This window comes from Mesorhizobium sp. USDA 3734 (assembly GCF_056279665.1).
The window spans coordinates 1,167,852-1,185,286 of sequence record NZ_JBWCCW010000001.1; the positions used below are offsets into that span (position 1 = coordinate 1,167,852).

A 17,435-nucleotide genomic window follows, 5' to 3' on the forward strand; every position below is an offset into this window, starting at 1 on the left:
CCGTGGCCGCGCCTTTTTGTTCACCACATCATGAAGGAGGCGACGTCCGCGTCCGAGACCTTGCCCGCATTCACGTCAGCGATCGCCTGGTCGACGATTGCGACGCCCTCCGCCACCTCGTCTTCCGTCAGCGTCAGCGGCGGCATGAACTCCAGCACATTCGCCTTCAGCCCGACATAGGTGAAGGCCGCACCCAGTTCGTAGCCGCGATAGATGATCTTGGCCGTGGTCGTCGCCGCAACCGGCTCGCGCGTCACGCGGTCCTTGACCAGGTCGACGCCGACGGCAAGGCCGCGCCCGCGCACGTCACCGATGATCTCATGCTTGGCGCCGAGTGCCCGCAGCGCATCGGAAAACATCGTGCCGATCCGCGCCGAGCGCTCGACCAGGCCTTCCGCCTCGATTGTCTTCAGCACCGCGTTGCCGGCCGATGTCGCCACCGGATTGCCTGCGGTCGTCTGCAGCGCGAAGGCCGGCGCATGGTCCATGATTTCCTTCGGGCCGATGACGGCCGACAGCGGCAAGCCGCCGCCGATGCCTTTGCCGAAGACGACGAGGTCCGGCGTCAGTCCTTCGTGCTGGAAGCAGTGCATCAGGCCGCTGCGGGCAAGGCCGACCTTGACCTCGTCGACGACAATCTTGATGCCGTGCTTGCGGCAACGCTCCTGCAACGCCTTGAGGAAGCCGGGTGGCGGCACGATCAGCCCGCCATCCGACATCAGCGGCTCGATGAACGCCGCCGCGACCTGATGCGGCGGGCAGGTGGTCTCGAACTGGTAGTCGAGCAGCGCAAGCACGTCCTCAGCGCTGAAGTTCGGCCGGAACGGATCGGGGTAGGGCAGCAGAAGCACACCCGGCCGCGGCAGTGTGTGGGTCATGGCGGTGTGGCCGCTGATGCCCATCGAGCCCGAGAGGTTGCCGTGATAGGAACCGATAAACGAGATGAAGCGCGAACGGCCGGTGGCCGCCTGCAGCACGCGCACCGCGCAGTCATTGGCGTCGGACCCGGAATGGCCGAACCAGACGCGCCGTTCGCCTTCTCCGGGCGTGATTGCCAGCAGTCGTTCGGCCAGCGATACGGCGGGCTCGTTTGGGTAGAGCAGTAGGCTGGCGCCCGCCATGTTGCGGATCGACGTCTCGACCGCTTCGACAACAGCCGGATGGTCGTAGCCGAGCACCGCCGGACCAGCCGATCCCGACAGGTCGAGCAAGGAGCGGCCGCCTTCCTCGATCAGCCGGTTGCCCCGGCCGCCGATGACACTGAGCGGCGAGAAACGCAGCTTGCCGATCTGGGCGATGGTCGCGGCGTCGCGTTCGCGCAGGCTGAGATTGCTCACGGCACGGTTTCCGTCTCTAGTGCGGGCAGTGCCGCCGCCAGGCGGTTCGCCCATTCCTCGATGCCGGACCGTGTCGACAGCAGATCCTGCCGGATCTCGACGAGGACGGCGGGGATACCACGATCGTCGCCATGGATGGGCACGGCATAGTCGGCCTCGCGGCTGATCACATAGGGCACGTTGGCCGCGACATTGAGCGCCGCGTCGGTGCGCAGGCCCGAAAGGATCGCCGCGGCGAGATGGCTAGCCTGGCTATGCAGCACGCCGGCATGCCAGGGCCTGCTGACACCGAGGAAGACCGGCGTGAAGGAATGGATTGTCACGATCCGCGTCTGCCGGCCTGCTTGCGCCCGGCGGTCGAGATACGCGGCCACCCGGCCATGAAACGGCAAAAACATGGTCTCCGCGCGCCGGGTCCGCTCCGTCGCATCGATGCCGACATTGCCGGGAATGTCGGTGTCTTCCGACAGAACCGGAATGCTGCCTTGGCTATGAAGCGGCCGGTTGAGGTCGATCAGCAGCCGCGAATAGCCGCTGAGGAAGGCCGGAGCATCGAGCTTCGACGACAGCAGACGGGTCATCTCGGCGGCACCGATATCCCAGGCGATGTGGCGTTGCAGATGGCTGGCATCGAGGCCGAGCTGCCGATACTCGGCCGGCATGTGGTTGGACGCATGCTCGCACAACAGCACGATATCGGAATGGCCGTGCTCGTTGAGGACCTCGACGGCCTCGGGCCAATCTTTTTGAGGGAGCAGGCCTTTTTCAGTCTGTGCAGTCATCAATAGAGCGTCCGGTAAAGATCGCAGATGGAAGCCGGATCGAGACCGGCAAGGCGCTCTGCCTCGTGTTGCTTGAGGCCGACGAAGGTTTCGATGAAGACAGGCGTGAACCATCCCCTCACGGTGCTGTCGGCCACAAGCGCGTCCAGCGCCGCTGGCAGGGTTTCGGGCAGGCGCACGAGACCGAGCTTTGCCCGCTCCGCCTCGCTCATCAGCGTCGGGTCGCCGGTGACCAGCGGCGGCGAGGGCAGGTTCGCCTTCAGCCCCTCCAGCCCGGCGCGGATGATCGCCGCCAGCGACAGATAGGGATTGCCGGTGGCGTCGGCGGCCCGGTACTCGATGTTGTACTGCCGCGCCGGATCGCGCCCGCCGATCGTCACCGTCGGACAGATGCGCAAGGATGCCTCGCGGTCGCGGTCGGCAAGCCAGGTGTAGGACGAGCTCCAGCTGTGCGGCTTCAGCCGGTAGTAAGACGACACGCTCGACGCCGTCATGGCGGTGATACCAGGCAGATGACACAGCACGCCGGCGCAGAAGGCGCCAGCTTTGGCGGAAAGGCCGCCGGGTTGCGCCGGATCGTAAGTCACCGGCTTGCCGGCCTCGTCAACGAAGCTGAAATGGATGTGGACGCCGTTGCCGACGGCATTAGGCGCTGTCTTGGGCGCGAAGCTCGCACGCCAGCCGGCATTGCGCGCCAATTCGCGCGTGATTTCGCGGATGGCGACGGCGCGGTCGGCTGCTGTCAGCGCGTCCGCCGGCTCATGCGTCACCTCGAACTGGTCTTCGCCGTACTCGGCGATGACCACTTCAGGCGCGACTCCGGCTTCCTCCAGCGCCGCCATCAGATTGGGCGCAAACGGGTCGGCGCGGCGCAGTGCGGCGAAAGACATCGAATGCGCCGGTGCGAAGCCGCCGTCGGCGACATGGAATTCATGCTCGAAGGCGGCGATGACCGACAGGCCGGTTGCGGCTTTCAGCTCGGCCAGCGCGTCTTTGAGCATCGTGCGGGTACAGCCGAGCCATGGGCTGCCATCGAGCTCGACGATGTCGCCGGCGACCATGTCGAACGGCGTCGCCGATCCGGTGCGTGTCGTGCGAAAGCGCGCCTTGAGATCGGGGATCAGCCGCAGGTCGCCCGACGAGCCCCAGGGGTTGGGATCGACGATCGAGTTGAACGGCGTCAGCGACAAATTGGCCTGCAGCCAGCCGACGCCGGTCGTGGCGGTTTTCTGCAATTTGCTTTCGGCAACGAAGCGGCCCCGCGTGACGGCGGAGAGATCCGTGGTGACGACGGCAACCAGGGGCTCGACGGTCGATGTCATGCCGTTTTTCCCAAAGCGTTGAAGCGGTCGACGACGGTATCGGTGTCGGTGACCCAGCAATATCCGCCGAAGGCCTTGAGTGCGATGTCGTGGCGTTCCTGCGTGATGGTGGCGCAGGCGTCCGCTACACAGGTGACGAGGTAGCCGCGGTCGGCGCCGTCGCGCACCGTCATGTCGACGCATTGATCGGTCAGCACGCCGACCACGACGAGATAGCGAATGCCGAGGTTCTTCAGGAGGTAGTCGACATTGGTCGAGTTGAAGATGCCCGACGACGTCTTCGGCAGCATGATCTCGTCGCCGACCGGCGCCAGCGACGCCACCGGCAGGCCCTCGGGGAGGCTGGGCGCAACATGGATCGGTGTCAGCTTGTGGTCGAGCGAGCGGTCGCGACCGTCTTCGGTCAGGCTCTGGATGATCGTGTGCAGAACCTCGACGCCGTTGGCGCGCGCGGCGGCCAGCAGACGCTCCTGGTTGGGGATCGTCTGCGACGATGTCTGCCGGTAGAAATAGTGATCCGGGCCACGCTCCGGATGCGACGGATCGGCGCCCGGTTCCAGCCAGATGCGCTGCATATCGACGAGCAGCAGCGCCGTTTCACCGGCACGGAAGGCTTCGTTTCGTCTGGGTAGGGCCTGGGTCATGCTTTGTCGTCCTGCTTTGCTGATTTGGGTCCCGGCGTCTTGCGTGGTCCGGGTGTATGGCCCGCGCCGTTCTCTTGCGGGTCGCTGTCGAGCGTTACGGCATTGGCATGCCGCACCTTCTCAAGCCGCTCGATGCGAGCACGAGCGTCGTCGTCCAGCGTCGAAACAATATGAGCGGTGAGGGCTTCCATCTGGGCGATCGCCGGCGCCAGCGTGTCGTAGGGCGAGGCCACTTCGAGCGGGCTGACGATGGTGACTTCGGCGAGATCTGATATCGGCGACAGCCACTGGTCGGTGAACAGGACAATGCGCACATCGAGGGCCGCCGCCTGTTTTGCATAGGCCATCACGTCGAGCTGGTAGCGGCGGTAGTCGAAGACGACTAGCACGTCGCGCCGGTCGAGGTCGGCCAGTGTGTCGAAAGTCTGCGGAGAGAGCACACCGAGATCGCGAACCTTGGGGCGAAACTGCACGAGATATCCGGCAAGCATGCCGGCGATGTGGCGGCTGAACCGGCCGCCAACCAGCACGACCTCGCCCTTGGCCTCCATCAGCAGACGGGCCGCCCGCTCGTATGTCTGGACGGGTGTCGCGGCGGTGGCTTTCTGCAAGGCCGTGGTGACGCTGTCGAGATAGGCCAGCACGGCGCTGTCGTTGGAACCGCTCTGCCGCTTGGCCTCCATCATCAGCAGCGGCGAATGCAGCCTTGCCTCGACCTCGGCCAGAAGCCTTGCCTGGAAATCCGGAAAACCCTCATAGCCGAGTTTCATCACCAGCCGCACCACGGTCGGATCGCTGACGCCGGCGCGCCGCGCCAGCGACGAAGCGGTGCCGAGGCCGGAGGTCGGATAGTCCGTCAACAGCAGCCGGACGATCTTCTCCTCCGACGGCGTCAGCGTGAGATCCCCGCGCATCAGAACATCGCGTATCGCCATGGGCCTCCCCGAAATCCGTGTTCTCTTGTTTTGTCGAGTTTATTACAGAGATTTAAATCTCGGTCAACAATGAAGAGATGTTGACATTGCGCGATCGCTGGCCCTACCTTGTCGGAAAGCAGCCAAGAGACTGTGGGGAACAGCCATGCGAAACGGGAGCGACGTCATCGTCGTCGGTGCGGGTATTGTCGGATCGAGCACCGCCTATCATCTGGCCAAGGCCGGTGTGAACCTCACGCTGGTCGAGCAGACCCATCCGGCCGGCGGCCCGTCGGGCAAATCGTCGGCGCTGCTGCACGCCTTCTACCTGATGCCGGAACTGTCGCAGCTTTCCATCCGTGGCCGCGAGATCCTCGTGTCGCTGCCGGAAATCGGGGGCGAAGGCTCTTTCGTCACCGAGGTCGGCATGATGTGGGTCTGCGGCAACGACAACAAGGCAAGCTGGACATCGGCAGCCGAACGCATCCGCGGCGAGGGCGCGCGCATCGAGACATTGTCGCCGCAGGCCTTTGCCGACGCCGCGCCCGGCTTTGCCCTGGACAATGTCGCGCTGGCGCTGTGGGAGCCGGAATATGGTTATGCCGATGCCTTCGGCGCCACCAATGCCATCGCCCGTGCCGCTCGCGCCAACGGTGCGAAGATCATGCAGAACACGTTGGTCGAGAGCCTTCAGCGGCAGGGCGACCGCATCACCGGTGTCGCACTGACCGATGGAACCGTGCTGGAAGCCGATACGGTTGTTCTTGCCGCCGGGCCGTGGACGCGCCGCCTGCTGGCGACAGTGGGCCTCGATTTGCCGCTGCATGTCGAGCGCCATCCGATGGCCGTGCTCGACGCTGCTGGCAAGGCAAGGCAGGTCATGCCATTTGCCTGGTGCGACGACATCTCCTGCAACTATGCACGGCCCGACAATGACGGCGTCATCCTGGCCGGCACCTGGGCCGGCGGCGGCACCGGCCTGCGCCACGAACATGCGGGCCGGCCCCGCTTCGTCGAAAATCCCGACTCCTACATGGAAGGTGTCGAGGAATCAGAATCGGTCGAGATTCTGGAGACCTTCGCCACCCGTGTGCCGGCCATGGCCGAGCTTGGCATCCGGCCGGGCTATGCCGGGCTCTATGACATGAGCCCCGACGATCTGCCGGTCATCGGACCCATGCCTGGCGTCGAGGGGCTGGTCGTTTCGGCGGGATCCTCCGGCCACGGCTTCAAGACCGGTCCGGCCGTCGGCGAGGCGGTCGCCAGGCTGGTCACCGAGGGCGTGCAGCCGATCCTGGCGCCGTTTTCGCCCAGCCGCTTCAAGGCCGCGTGATGGCGTCGGTGACGATAAGCGAGAGCAAGCCCAGCGGCTTCATGCCGGCCGCGTTCCGCAACGCCACGGCCGACGCCTTGTGCATGGTGGCGGTGCTGCTGCTGGTGGCGCTTGCCGCCTTCATCTTCGGCGGCGCCGCCATGCAGCGCGTGGTCACCTATGCCGCGATCATGCTGACGGCGGTGCTTGGCCTGCAGATATTCTCCGGCAACAGCGGCATCGTCTCGTTCGGCCAGGCAGCCTTTGTCGGCCTCGGCGCCTACGCCACCGGCATCCTCACCATGCCGACCGCACTGCAGCGAACGGCACTGCGTGACCTGCCGCAGTTCCTCGCCGGGCATCAACTCTCCTTCTTCGCGGCGCTGGCCGTGGTCCTGGTCCTGGCGGTCGTCATCGGCCTGTTGACCGGCACGCCGCTGCTCAGGCTGTCCGGGTCGAGTGCCTCGATCGCCACGCTGGCCATGCTGATCATCGTCTACACGCTGCTGGTCGCCGGGCGCGAGATCACCCGTGGCAGCCAGCCCTTCTATGGTGTGCCGCGCGAGGTCGGGCTGTGGACCGCCGCAACTGTCGCTTCGGTGGCGCTGGTGGCGGCGAGGCTGTTTCGCGAAACCTCCTTCGGCCTTGCCACGCGCGCCGCCGCCAATGACGAGCGCGGCGCGGCCGCCGTCGGCGTCGACCAGCGCACGGCGCGTCTGGCCGCCTGGGTGGCGGGCGTCGTCGCCGCCATGGCCGCCGGTTCCTTGATGGCGCAATTCCTTGGTGCGTTTTCGCCGCGCGATTTCTATTTCGATCTCGGCTTCACCATGCTCGCCATGCTGATCGTCGGCGGAATGACCTCGTCGCTCGGCGCTTTCGCCGGCGTCATCGTCACCATCGTTTTGATCGAAGTGGTGCGCCGCTTCGAAGGCGGCGGCGAAGTGTTCGGCCTGCACCTACCTGTCCTGTTCGGTCTGACCCAGGGCGTGCTGGCCATCGCCATGATCCTGGTTATCTGGCGACGCCCGACCGGCCTGTTCGGCGAGCGTGAGCTGAACCTCCTGCGCCGGCCCGGACGCCAAGCCGTGACGGCTTCGGCGGCACCTCCGCGGCATGTCGAGAGTGACCGGCTCACCGCCGACCATCTGTCGCGCCGCTATGCCGGCGTCGTCGCCGTCGACGATGTCAGCCTGAATTTCCAGACCGACAGCATCACCGGCATTATCGGCCCCAATGGCGCCGGCAAGACGACGCTGCTCAACATGCTGGCCGGTGATATCAAGCCAAGTGCCGGTACCGTGTCGGTGGGTGGCGCGGTGCGGCAGGCTTCAGCCTTCCGCTTTGCCCGCTCCGGCGTTGCCCGCACCTTCCAGAACATCCGCGTCTTCCCGCACATGACGGTGCTGGAGAATGTCGTCGTCGCTGCACGCCAGGTGGAGCCGGATCTTGGCCATGCCGAGGCGGCGGCCATGGGCGAGCTCGCGCGCATGGGGCTGGAGAAATTTGCCGATCAGCCGGCCGCCAGGCTCGCCTATGGCCAGCGCCGCCGCCTGGAAGTGGCACGCGCCCTGGCGTTGAAGCCGCGCTTCCTGCTTCTCGACGAGCCGGCCGCCGGCATGAACGCTGTCGAGACCGCTGAACTGGTCTCCATCCTGTCGACGGTTCGCACTGAGCGCCGCATAGGCGTCGTGCTGATCGAGCATGACATGCGGCTTGTGATGAACCTGTGCGAGCGCATCGTCGTTATCGATCATGGCCGCGTCATCGCCGACGGCACGCCAGGCGATGTCCAGAAGAACCCTGCCGTGATTGCCGCCTATCTCGGCAGCCGTACGGCCCGCGCCAAGACCGCAACAGCTGAAAACCAGACCGCATGATCCGCAACGACAGCCAATCCAGCCAACCATAAGAAATCCAGAAGGAGAACCGACATGCCAAGCCTCTATCGACTCCATCGCGCCGCCCTGTGCGCGGCCGTGTTCGGCATCGCCGCCATTTCGACGGCCAGCGCCGAGGAGATCATCATCGGTGCCGCGACCGCGCAGACCGGCGGCCTTGCCCCTTACGATCAGCCGGCACTTGCCGGCTTGCGCATGTCGCTCGACGAGCTCAACGCCAAGGGCGGGCTCGGCGGCAAATACACCGTCAAGCTGCTGATCAAGGACACGCGCTCCGACACCGCGCAGACCGCCACTGTCGCCCAGGAACTGATCGACGCCGGCGCCAAGATCATGATCACGCCGTGTGATGCCGATCCCTCGATTTCCGCCGGCCAGCTCACCCAGCCGCTCGGCATTCCGACCCTGACGCTGTGCGGCTCTGCCCCGGTGCTCACCGGCGCGGTCGGCGACGTCATGTTCGGCACCTATCCGGCCGATAATGTGCAGGCGACGGCGGTCGCCGACTTCGCCGTCTCCGAGGGCAAGAAGAAGGTGTTCCTGCTGACCTCGCCGGACTCCACCTACACCGCCAATCTGCCGGAATATTTCGGCAAGGTGTTCGAGAAGAAGGGTGGCGCCATTGTCGGCCGCGGCACCTTCAGCATGGGCCAGCCCGACTTTTCCGCCGAGATCACCAACATCAAGGGCCTGGCCGACAAGCCGGACCTGATCATGACAGCGGCTTACGAGCCCGATTTCCCGGCCTTCATCCAGCAATTGCGCGGCGCCGGCGTCACCATCCCCGTCTATGGCGCCGATGCCATCGGCACGCCGACCATCAAGGCACTTGGCAAATTGGTCGACGGTGTCGTCTACACCGCGGCCGGCTATGCCGAGCCGGGCAGCAAGCTCGAGGCCTTCAACGCCGCCTTCACCAAATATGCCGGCCACGCACCGGAATCGACCTATGAAGTGAATGGCTACGAGATCGGCCTGATCCTCGACCAGGCGGTCAAGACGGCCGGCTCCGACGACCCGAAGGCGGTCCGCGACGCCATCGCCGGCCTCAAGGATTTCGAAGGCATCACCGGCAAGATCACCTATGCCGGCACCGACCGCATGCCGCTGCGGCCAGTGGCGCTGATGCGCTACGAGGGCGGCGAGGGCAAGCATGTCCAGACCCTGATCCCCGACGCCGCCGACGTTCCCGCGCCGTGATGTCATGCTGAGCGTCGAAGCCCTGAAAATCCGGTATGGCGAAGTCGAGGCGGTGCGCCGCGTCGACCTCACCGTCGACAGCGGCGAGATCATCGCGCTGGTCGGCGCCAACGGCGCCGGCAAGAGCTCGACGCTCGGCGCCGTCGCCGGGCTGGTGCCGGCTGCATCCGGCAAGGTGGTCTTCGACGGTGTCGACATCACCGGCCTGGCGCCGGAGGCGATCGCCCGCAAGGGCGTCGCGCTGGTTCCCGAAGGCCGCCGCATCTTCGCCAGCCTGACGGTGGCCGACAATCTGCGTCTTGGCGGCGCGGTGCACCAGCCGGCCGCCGAGGCCCGACTGCGCGAGGAGGAGATGCTGGAGCTGTTCCCGATCCTGCGCCGCTACCATCGCGTCAAGGGCGGCAATCTGTCGGGCGGCGAACAGCAGATGCTGGCCATCGCACGCGCGCTGATGGGCAAGCCGCGCATGATCCTGCTCGACGAGCCCTCGCTCGGCCTTGCCCCGCAACTGATCGACACCGTCTTCGACCTGATCGCCGAACTGCGCCGCAAGGGCCTGACCATCCTTCTGGTCGAACAGAATGTGGCGCTGGCGCTCGAAATCGCCGACCGCGCCGTGGTGCTCGCCAATGGCGAGGTGGTGCTGTCGGGCACGGCAAAAGAACTCGCCTCCTCGGACCTCGTCCGCCAAGCCTATTTGGGAGCTTAAGAAGCATGGTCGCGCAGCAGATCATCAATGCAGTGAGCCTCGGCGGCGTCTATGCGCTGCTGGCGCTCGGGCTGGCGATCGTCTTTTCCATCGTCGGCCTCATCAACTTCGCCCATGGCGAACTGATGACACTGTCGGGCTATGCGCTTCTGGCCTCGCTGGTGCTCGGCTTTCCCTTCCCGGTGGCGGTGCTTGTCGCCGTGTCCTGCGGCGCGCTCGCCGCCGTCGCCATGGAGCGTATCGCCTTCCGGCCGATGCGCGGCGCCAGCGTCACCAGTCTGTTGCTAACCAGCTTTGCCGTTTCCAGCCTGCTCAAGGTCGTCTTCCAGAACGGCATCTCGGCGCGGCCGCAGGCTGTCGCCATGCCTGGCTGGATGACCGGCGCCTTCTCCTTCGGCGATTTCACCATCGGCGTCGGTCCCAGCATCTCCATCGTCGTCTCCGCACTGGCGCTGATTGCGCTGGAAGTCTTCCTGCGCCGCTCGGTGACCGGCACGGCGATGCGCGCCGCGGCGGAAGATTTCGACGTTGTGCGCCTGATGGGCATTCCGGCCAGCCGCATCATCGCCACCGCCTTCCTGCTCTCCGGCCTGCTGGCCGGGCTGGCGGCAATGCTGTGGGTGGCGCAGCGCGCCTCGGTCGATCCGCTGATGGGCTTCACGCCGGTGCTGAAGGCCTTCATCGCCGCCGTCGTCGGCGGGCTGGGTAGCCTGCCCGGTGCTGTCGCCGGCGGCTTCCTGCTCGGCATCATCGAGGTGCTGTTGCAGGCGACATTGCCGGGAGCGATCGCGCCCTACCGCGACGCCATCGTGCTGTCGGGTGTCATCGCGGTACTGCTGGTTCGCCCGCAAGGCCTGATCCCGGCGGTTCGCGCCCAGCGAAGCTGACCCATGTACAGCAAGCCTGAATTCGCGCCGCTGTCGCGCGACGAGGTGTTCGGCCTGATCGAAGCCGCGGCCTTCGCCACGGTGGTGACGTCAGGACCGCAGGGCCTCGCCGTATCGCATCTGCCCTTCGTGCTTGATCGCATGCGCGGTGAAAACGGAACGTTGGTCTCGCATCTCGCCAGGGCCAATCCGCAAAGCGCGCTGATCGCCGAGGGCAGGGAGACGGTCGCCATCTTCCACGGCCCGCATGGCTACATCTCGCCGTCCTGGTATCCGCGCAACCCGGTGCGCGACAGCGCGCCGACCTGGAATTTTGCTGTCGTGCATTGTCATGGGCATCCGGTTCCGCTCGACGATCACGCCACCGCCCGGCATCTCTTGCAGCTTGTCGACGTGCTGGAGAAGGATCGCGACGATCGCTGGCGCATGCGCGAGCTGGGGCCAGGCGGCATGGAGCGGCGCATACCGCATATCATCGGCTTCGACCTGCCGATCGATCGGCTCGAGGCCAAGTTCAAGATGGGGCAGGATGAGCGCCTCTACGATACAAGCGAAGCCATCAGGGCGCTGGAGCAAAACGATCCGGCGCTGGCAACGATGATGAAGGCGCACAACGCGCATCGCCAGGACTGACCGCCCGCGTGCGGCAAGGATAAGAAAAAAATGATCCCCGATCTCAACATCGTGCCCTTCGTCAGCGTTGACCACATGATGAAGCTGGTGCTGAAGATCGGCGTCGAACGCTTCCTCGTCGAACTCGCCGGCTACATCGAGGACGATTTCCGCCGCTGGGAGCTCTTCGACAAGACGCCGCGCGTCGCCTCGCACAGCGCCGAGGGCGTCATCGAGCTGATGCCGACCAGCGACGGCGAGGTCTACGGCTTCAAATATGTCAACGGCCACCCCAAGAACATGCGCGAGGGCCGCCAGACGGTGACCGCCTTCGGCATGCTCGCCGACGTCCACAATGGCTATCCTGTGCTGCTATCCGAAATGATCATCCTGACAGCGCTGCGCACAGCGGCGATGTCGGCTCTGGCCGCCAAGTACCTGGCGCCGGCCGGCTCGAACTGCATGGCGCTGATCGGCAACGGCGCACAGGCCGAATTCCAGGCGGTGGCCTTCAAGGCGCTGCTCGGCGTCGACAGGCTGAGGCTTTACGACATCGACCGCTCGGCGACGCAAAAATGCATCCGCAATCTCGCTGGTCTCGGCTTTGACATCGTTGCCTGCGGCACCGCGCAGGAGGCGGTCGAAGGGGCTGACATTATCACCACCGTCACTGCCGACAAGCAGTACGCCACCATCCTCACCGACAACATGGTCGGCTCCGGCGTCCACATCAACGCGGTCGGCGGCGACTGCCCCGGCAAGACCGAACTCCACCGCGACATCCTGCTGCGCTCCGACATCTTCGTCGAATACCCGCCGCAGACCCGCATAGAGGGCGAGATCCAGCAGCTTGCGCCGGATCATGAGGTGACCGACCTGTGGCGGGTGATGTCAGGCGCCGTGCAAGGCCGGCGCGACCCTGGCCAGATCACGCTGTTCGATTCGGTCGGCTTCGCCATCGAGGACTTTTCGGCGCTGCGCTATGTCAGGGATCAGCTGCGCTCGACCGGCCTCTACCAGGAACTCGACATGCTGGCCGACCCCGACGAGCCGCGCGACCTGTTCGGCATGTTGCTGAGAGCGGCCCACAAGGGTTGAAGCATAGTCGGGTTGTTCAGATAGCCGAACCCCACATGGCATCCGGCACCACCACCAGCTTGCCGACGAAATCCTTGGCGATGAAATCCGCCTGCGCATGGTGGAAATCGGAGAGCTTGTAGACGCCGCCGACCAGCGGCCGGATTTTCTTGGCTTCGATGTATCCGACGATGCGGCGGAAATCGGCACGTGTGCCCTGGCTCGAGCCATGCAGCTGCAACTGCTTCAGATACATGGTCCTGAGGTCGAGCTGCACGACCGGACCGGCGATCGCGCCGGCGGTGGTATAGCGGCCCTCGGGCCTGAGGATACGCAACAGGTCGTTGAAGATGGCGCCGCCGACGAGGTCGGCCACCACGTCGATCGGCTGGCCGCCGGTCGCTTCAGTCATGGCTTGCGGCAGGTCGGCAACGCCACGGGTGATGACAGCCTCGGCACCGATATCGAGCACCGCCTGTTCCTTGCCTTTGCCGACGACGGCATAGGGAATGGCGCCGCGCGCTCGCGCCAGTTGCACGATGCCCGAACCGACTCCGCCCGAGGCGCCGGTGACCAGCACGCGCTCGCCGGCCTTGAGCGCGGCCCGTTCCAGCATCTGTTCGCCGGTGAGGTAGGCGCAGCAGAACGTGGCGAGCTCGACATCAGTCAGGTCGGTATCGACGACATGGGCATTCTCGGCCGGCACGGCCTGGTATTCGGCGTAGCCGCCGTCGCGGCCGTGGCCCATATAGTCGATGTCGGCGAGTGAATCGTCGTCGCGATTGTAGATCGAGAAATCGACCATCACCCGTTCCCCGATACGGTCCGGCGAAACGCCTTCGCCGACAGCGGCGATAGTGCCGACCGTGTCGGTGCCCTGGATGCGCGGGAAACTCAGCGTGTTGCCCTGGCGCCGCCATGTCGACACCGCGGCAGCGTCCTCTTCCGTGCCATAGGCGCCCTGGCGCACCCAGACATCGGTGTTGTTCATCCCGCAAGCACTGACCTTGACCAGCACTTCACCGGCAGCCGGCGCGGGCACTTTCACGTCAGTGCTGTAGACAAGCTTTTCAGGGCCACCGTGCCCGGTGAGCAGCACGGCGGCCATGGTGGTGGGGAGGGTTCTGGTCATGGCATTCATGGTCGGTCTCAGAGATTGGCAAACACGCTCTTCACCGCATCAGCCGTCTTCGACACGACGATGTCGGCCTCCTCACGAGTCAGGCAGAGCGGCGGCGCAAAGCCGAGAATGTCGCCCTGCGGCATGGCGCGGCCGATGACGCCGCTTGCGGCAAGCGCTGTCGCCACCTGCGGCCCGATCTTTTGCGAGGCGTCGAAGAACACCCGGTCGTCCCTGTCGGCAACGAATTCGACCGCCGCCAGCATGCCGTCGCCGCGCACGTCGCCGACATGTTTGTGGCCGCCGACGGCTTTGGCGAGCTCGGCGCGGAAATAGGCTCCTGTCTCGCGGGCATTGGTCACCAGATCCATCTCGTCGATCAGTTCGAGATTGGCGACGCCGGCGGCAACGCAGATCGGATGCGCCGAATAGGTCCAGCCATGGCCGAGCGAACCGAGCTTGTCGGAGCCCTCAACCAGCACCTGCCACATCTTGTCGGCGACGATGACGCCCGACAGCGGCGCATAGGCCGAGGTGAGGCCCTTGGCGATGGTGATCAGGTCCGGCTTGATGCCGTAATGGTCGGATCCGAACATGGCGCCCAGACGGCCGAAGCCCGTCACCACTTCGTCGGCGACCAGCAGCACGTCATACTTCTTCAGCACCGCCTGGATCTTTTCCCAATAGCCGGCGGGCGGCGGCACGATGCCGCCGGTGCCGAGGATCGGCTCGCCGATGAAGGCAGCGACCGTTTCCGGGCCCTCGGCCAGGATCATCTCCTCGAGCTTGTCGGCGCAATGCTGCGAAAACTGCTCCTCGCTCATCGAACGGTCGGCGCGGCGGAAGTAATAGGGCGCCTCGGTGTGCAGGATCGGCGCGCGCGGCAGGTCGAAGGCGTTGTGGAAGAGGTCGAGCCCGGTCAGTGATCCCGTCATCACGCCCGAGCCGTGATAGCCGCGCCAGCGCGAGATGATCTTCTTCTTTTCCGGCCGTCCGAGCACATTGTTGTAGTACCAGATCAGCTTGATGTTGGTTTCGTTGGCATCGGAACCCGACAGGCCGAAATAGACCCTCGACATGCCTTGCGGCGCGCGGTCGATGATCATCTTGGCAAGCGTGATCGAGGCCTCGGTGCCGTGGCCGACATAGGCGTGGTAGTAGGCGAGGTTCTTGGCCTGGGCGGCGATGGCATCGGCAATCTTCTGCCGGCCATAACCGACATTGACGCAATAGAGGCCGGCAAAGGCATCGAGGCTCTTCTTGCCATTGTTGTCCCAGACGGTGACGCCTTCACCGCCGGCCATGATGCGCGTCGGGCTCTCACCGCGCGCATGCGTGCCCATATGGGTCGAGGGATGGAAGAAGTGGTCACGATCCCAGGCGGCGAGTTCGTTGGACTGATCGAGCATTTTTTGACTCCTGACGAAGGGACGATTCCGGCGCAGCTTAGGCTACGTCCAGGCAGAGATATTTTAGATCAGTAAAGGCTTCGAGCCCGTGGCGCGAACCTTCGCGACCGATGCCGGATTGCTTGACGCCGCCGAACGGGATCGGCGCGCCGGTGATCTTGACGCGGTTGATGGCGACCATGCCGTAGTCGAGCGCGCGGCCCATGCGCTGCTGGCGGGCGCCGTTCTCGGTCACGACATAGGCGACGAGGCCATATTCGGTGGCATTGGCGCGGGCAATGACCTCATCTTCGCTGTCGAACGGCGTCACGGCGGCAACCGGGCCAAAAGTTTCTTCGCGCATGATCAGCGCTTCATCGGTGACATCGGCCAGCAGTGTCGGCTGGTAGAACAATGGCCCGGCTTGATGCCGTCCGCCGCCAGTGAGGCAGCGCGCGCCAAGGGCGAGCGCATCGGCGACCTGTTCCTCGACCTTCTTGACAGCACGCTCATGCATCAGCGGCCCGATGTCGGTGTCACCGGCAAGGCCGTTGCCGCTCCGCAACGTCTCGATGCGCCGGGCGAAAGCGGCGCAGAAGCGCTCATAGATCGGACGCTGGACATAGATGCGGTTGGCGGCGAGGCAGTCCTGGCCCGATGTCGCGAATTTGGCGTCGATGGCGATATCAACCGCTTTGTCCAGATCGGCATCGGCAAAGACGATCAGCGGCGCGTGGCCGCCAAGCTCCATCACCAGCCGTTTCATTGTGGGCGCGCTCTGTGCGGCAATCAGTCGGCCGATCTCGGTCGAGCCGGTGAAGCTCATGGCGCGGATGCGCGGATCCTCGCACATCCGGCCAACGATCGTCGAAGCCTTACCGGTGACGATGTTGAAGACGCCGGCGGGCAGACCGGCGCGTTCGCCGAGTTCGGCCAGCGCCAGCGCCGAGAGCGGTGTTTCCGAGGAGGGATGCGCGACGATGGTGCAGCCGGCGGCAAGGGCGGCGGCTGCCTTGCGGGTCAGCATCGCCGACGGAAAATTCCACGGCGTGACGACACCGACAATGCCGAGCGCCTCGCGCCGCACCATCATTTCGGCGCCGGCCAGATGGCTGGTGACGCTCTCGGCATTCAGACGCTTGGCTTCCTCGGCATACCATTCGACGAAGGAAGCGGCATAGTCGATTTCGCCCAGCGACTCCTGCAGCGGCTTGCCCTGTTCCAGCGTCATCAGCAGGGCGAGGTCTTGCTTTGCAGCGATGATCAGCTCGAACCATTTTTTTAAGATTTTCGAACGCTCCTGCGGCAACAGCGCCCGCCATGCCGGAAAGGCGCGCGCGGCGGCATCGATCGCCTTTGTCGTCTGCCGGCCATCAAGCGCGGCGACGAAAGCAACGGTGATGCCGGTGGCCGGATCGGTGACCTCGAAGCTTTCCGCCGCCTCGCTCGCTGTCCAGTGGCCGTCGACATAGGAGAGTTCGCGCAGCAGCCGGCGATCGGCCAGGCGGTCGAGCGCTTCATGGCGATGCGAGCGGGCGAAATGCGCGGACATGGTCGAGGCCTCCCGGTTCGGACTGATGCGGGAAGATTATCCGCCCGATGCAGACAGAGAGGCTGTTTGGATGCCTTGAAGGAGAGAGACTCTCTCTATTGTGCCATCTCGGCAGCCGATCTCTCCGGTCCTACGACGACGCGGGCAGCAGGTCGGCTATGGGCAGCGCAACCTCGTCCTTCACCGTCTTGATGACGATGTAGGTGAAGTAGCGATCGATGCCGATTTCGCGATCGAGCAAGCCATCGACCAGCCGCTGATAGGCGTCGATGTCGCGTGCCATCACCTTCAGCACATAGTCGACGCCGCCTCCCACCGACCAGCAGGCGACGATCTCGGGGATGTCGCGGATGACGCGCTCGAAGCGGTCGAAGTCGGCCTGGCGGTGGTTGGCCAGCGTCACCTCCATCAGCACGGTGGCGACGGGTGCGACGACGCGCATGGCGATCCTGGCGTGGTAGCCCGAGACGATGCCGGCCTTTTCCAGCTTGCGCAGCCGCATCCAGCACGGCGTCGGCGACAGGCCGACCTGTTCGGCCAGCGCCAGCTTGGTGATGCGTCCGTCGCGCTGGATGGCGTCGAGGATTTTCAGGTCGATCGGGTCGAGTTTCGCAGCGTTCATCGGCGTCCACTTTTTCGTCCACTGCACCATGACGGCGCATTATTTCGATTGTCAATTGC

The 17,435-nt window shown here is 65.2% G+C and carries 16 protein-coding genes; 7 read left to right on the forward strand and 9 right to left on the reverse strand.

The window, feature by feature from the left end:
• Positions 1–20: 20 nt before the first annotated feature.
• From ACZ89F_RS05520 to ACZ89F_RS05540, 5 genes are read right to left on the reverse strand one after another with little or no spacing between them, the layout of a single operon-like run.
• Complete coding sequence (locus ACZ89F_RS05520; protein ID WP_476090766.1) at positions 21–1,337, reverse strand: aspartate aminotransferase family protein; 1,317 nt, start codon at positions 1,335–1,337, stop codon at positions 21–23.
• On the reverse strand, positions 1,334–2,119 hold the full coding sequence (locus ACZ89F_RS05525) for an N-formylglutamate amidohydrolase (RefSeq protein WP_476090767.1): 786 nt from the start codon (positions 2,117–2,119) through the stop codon (positions 1,334–1,336). Before ACZ89F_RS05525 ends, ACZ89F_RS05520 begins: the two co-directional genes overlap by 4 nt.
• Positions 2,119–3,441, reverse strand: a complete 1,323-nt coding sequence (locus ACZ89F_RS05530) for a glutamine synthetase family protein (RefSeq protein ID WP_476090768.1) — start codon at positions 3,439–3,441, stop codon at positions 2,119–2,121. The genes ACZ89F_RS05525 and ACZ89F_RS05530 overlap by 1 nt, the downstream gene beginning before the upstream one ends.
• Complete coding sequence (locus tag ACZ89F_RS05535; protein WP_476090769.1) at positions 3,438–4,085, reverse strand: cysteine hydrolase family protein; 648 nt, start codon at positions 4,083–4,085, stop codon at positions 3,438–3,440. The genes ACZ89F_RS05530 and ACZ89F_RS05535 overlap by 4 nt, the downstream gene beginning before the upstream one ends.
• Entirely contained in the window at positions 4,082–5,020 is a 939-nt protein-coding gene (locus tag ACZ89F_RS05540; protein WP_476090770.1) for a MurR/RpiR family transcriptional regulator, read from the reverse strand. The genes ACZ89F_RS05535 and ACZ89F_RS05540 overlap by 4 nt, the downstream gene beginning before the upstream one ends.
• Before the next feature lie 145 nt (positions 5,021–5,165).
• On the opposite strand from ACZ89F_RS05540, the gene ACZ89F_RS05545 reads away from it, so the two are divergent.
• From ACZ89F_RS05545 to ACZ89F_RS05575, 7 genes are read left to right on the forward strand one after another with little or no spacing between them, the layout of a single operon-like run.
• Positions 5,166–6,332 carry an NAD(P)/FAD-dependent oxidoreductase gene (locus ACZ89F_RS05545; protein ID WP_476090771.1) on the forward strand — a complete coding sequence of 389 codons (1,167 nt, stop codon included), beginning with the start codon at positions 5,166–5,168 and terminating at the stop codon, positions 6,330–6,332.
• Positions 6,332–8,188: a branched-chain amino acid ABC transporter ATP-binding protein/permease gene (locus ACZ89F_RS05550; RefSeq protein WP_476090772.1), complete on the forward strand. Its 1,857-nt coding sequence runs from the start codon at positions 6,332–6,334 to the stop codon at positions 8,186–8,188. Before ACZ89F_RS05545 ends, ACZ89F_RS05550 begins: the two co-directional genes overlap by 1 nt.
• A gap of 54 nt (positions 8,189–8,242) precedes the next feature.
• The gene (locus tag ACZ89F_RS05555) at positions 8,243–9,409 is read left to right on the forward strand and encodes an ABC transporter substrate-binding protein (RefSeq protein ID WP_476090773.1); all 1,167 of its coding nucleotides are present in this window, start codon (positions 8,243–8,245) and stop codon (positions 9,407–9,409) included.
• Between the two features lie 4 nt (positions 9,410–9,413).
• Positions 9,414–10,118: an ABC transporter ATP-binding protein gene (locus ACZ89F_RS05560; protein WP_476090774.1), complete on the forward strand. Its 705-nt coding sequence runs from the start codon at positions 9,414–9,416 to the stop codon at positions 10,116–10,118.
• Positions 10,119–10,123: 5 nt separating this feature from the next.
• Entirely contained in the window at positions 10,124–11,005 is an 882-nt protein-coding gene (locus ACZ89F_RS05565) for a branched-chain amino acid ABC transporter permease (protein WP_476090775.1), read from the forward strand.
• Positions 11,006–11,008: 3 nt separating this feature from the next.
• Positions 11,009–11,638 (forward strand): FMN-binding negative transcriptional regulator, encoded by a 630-nt coding sequence (locus ACZ89F_RS05570; RefSeq protein ID WP_476090776.1) that lies wholly within the window; start codon positions 11,009–11,011, stop codon positions 11,636–11,638.
• Positions 11,639–11,668: 30 nt separating this feature from the next.
• Positions 11,669–12,715 (forward strand): ornithine cyclodeaminase, encoded by a 1,047-nt coding sequence (locus ACZ89F_RS05575; RefSeq protein ID WP_476090777.1) that lies wholly within the window; start codon positions 11,669–11,671, stop codon positions 12,713–12,715.
• Positions 12,716–12,731: 16 nt separating this feature from the next.
• Here ACZ89F_RS05575 and ACZ89F_RS05580 read toward each other — a convergent pair whose 3' ends face one another.
• From ACZ89F_RS05580 to ACZ89F_RS05595, 4 genes are all read right to left on the reverse strand, one after another.
• On the reverse strand, positions 12,732–13,835 hold the full coding sequence (locus ACZ89F_RS05580) for an alcohol dehydrogenase family protein (protein ID WP_476090778.1): 1,104 nt from the start codon (positions 13,833–13,835) through the stop codon (positions 12,732–12,734).
• Positions 13,836–13,843: 8 nt separating this feature from the next.
• A complete protein-coding gene (locus tag ACZ89F_RS05585) occupies positions 13,844–15,223 on the reverse strand; it encodes an aminotransferase (RefSeq protein ID WP_476090779.1) in 1,380 nt (459 codons plus the stop codon).
• Between the two features lie 37 nt (positions 15,224–15,260).
• Positions 15,261–16,754, reverse strand: coding sequence for an NAD-dependent succinate-semialdehyde dehydrogenase (locus tag ACZ89F_RS05590; RefSeq protein ID WP_476090780.1), 1,494 nt, complete (start codon positions 16,752–16,754; stop codon positions 15,261–15,263).
• 130 nt (positions 16,755–16,884) lie between these two features.
• The gene (locus tag ACZ89F_RS05595; protein WP_476090781.1) at positions 16,885–17,376 is read right to left on the reverse strand and encodes an Lrp/AsnC family transcriptional regulator; all 492 of its coding nucleotides are present in this window, start codon (positions 17,374–17,376) and stop codon (positions 16,885–16,887) included.
• Positions 17,377–17,435: the final 59 nt, after the last annotated feature.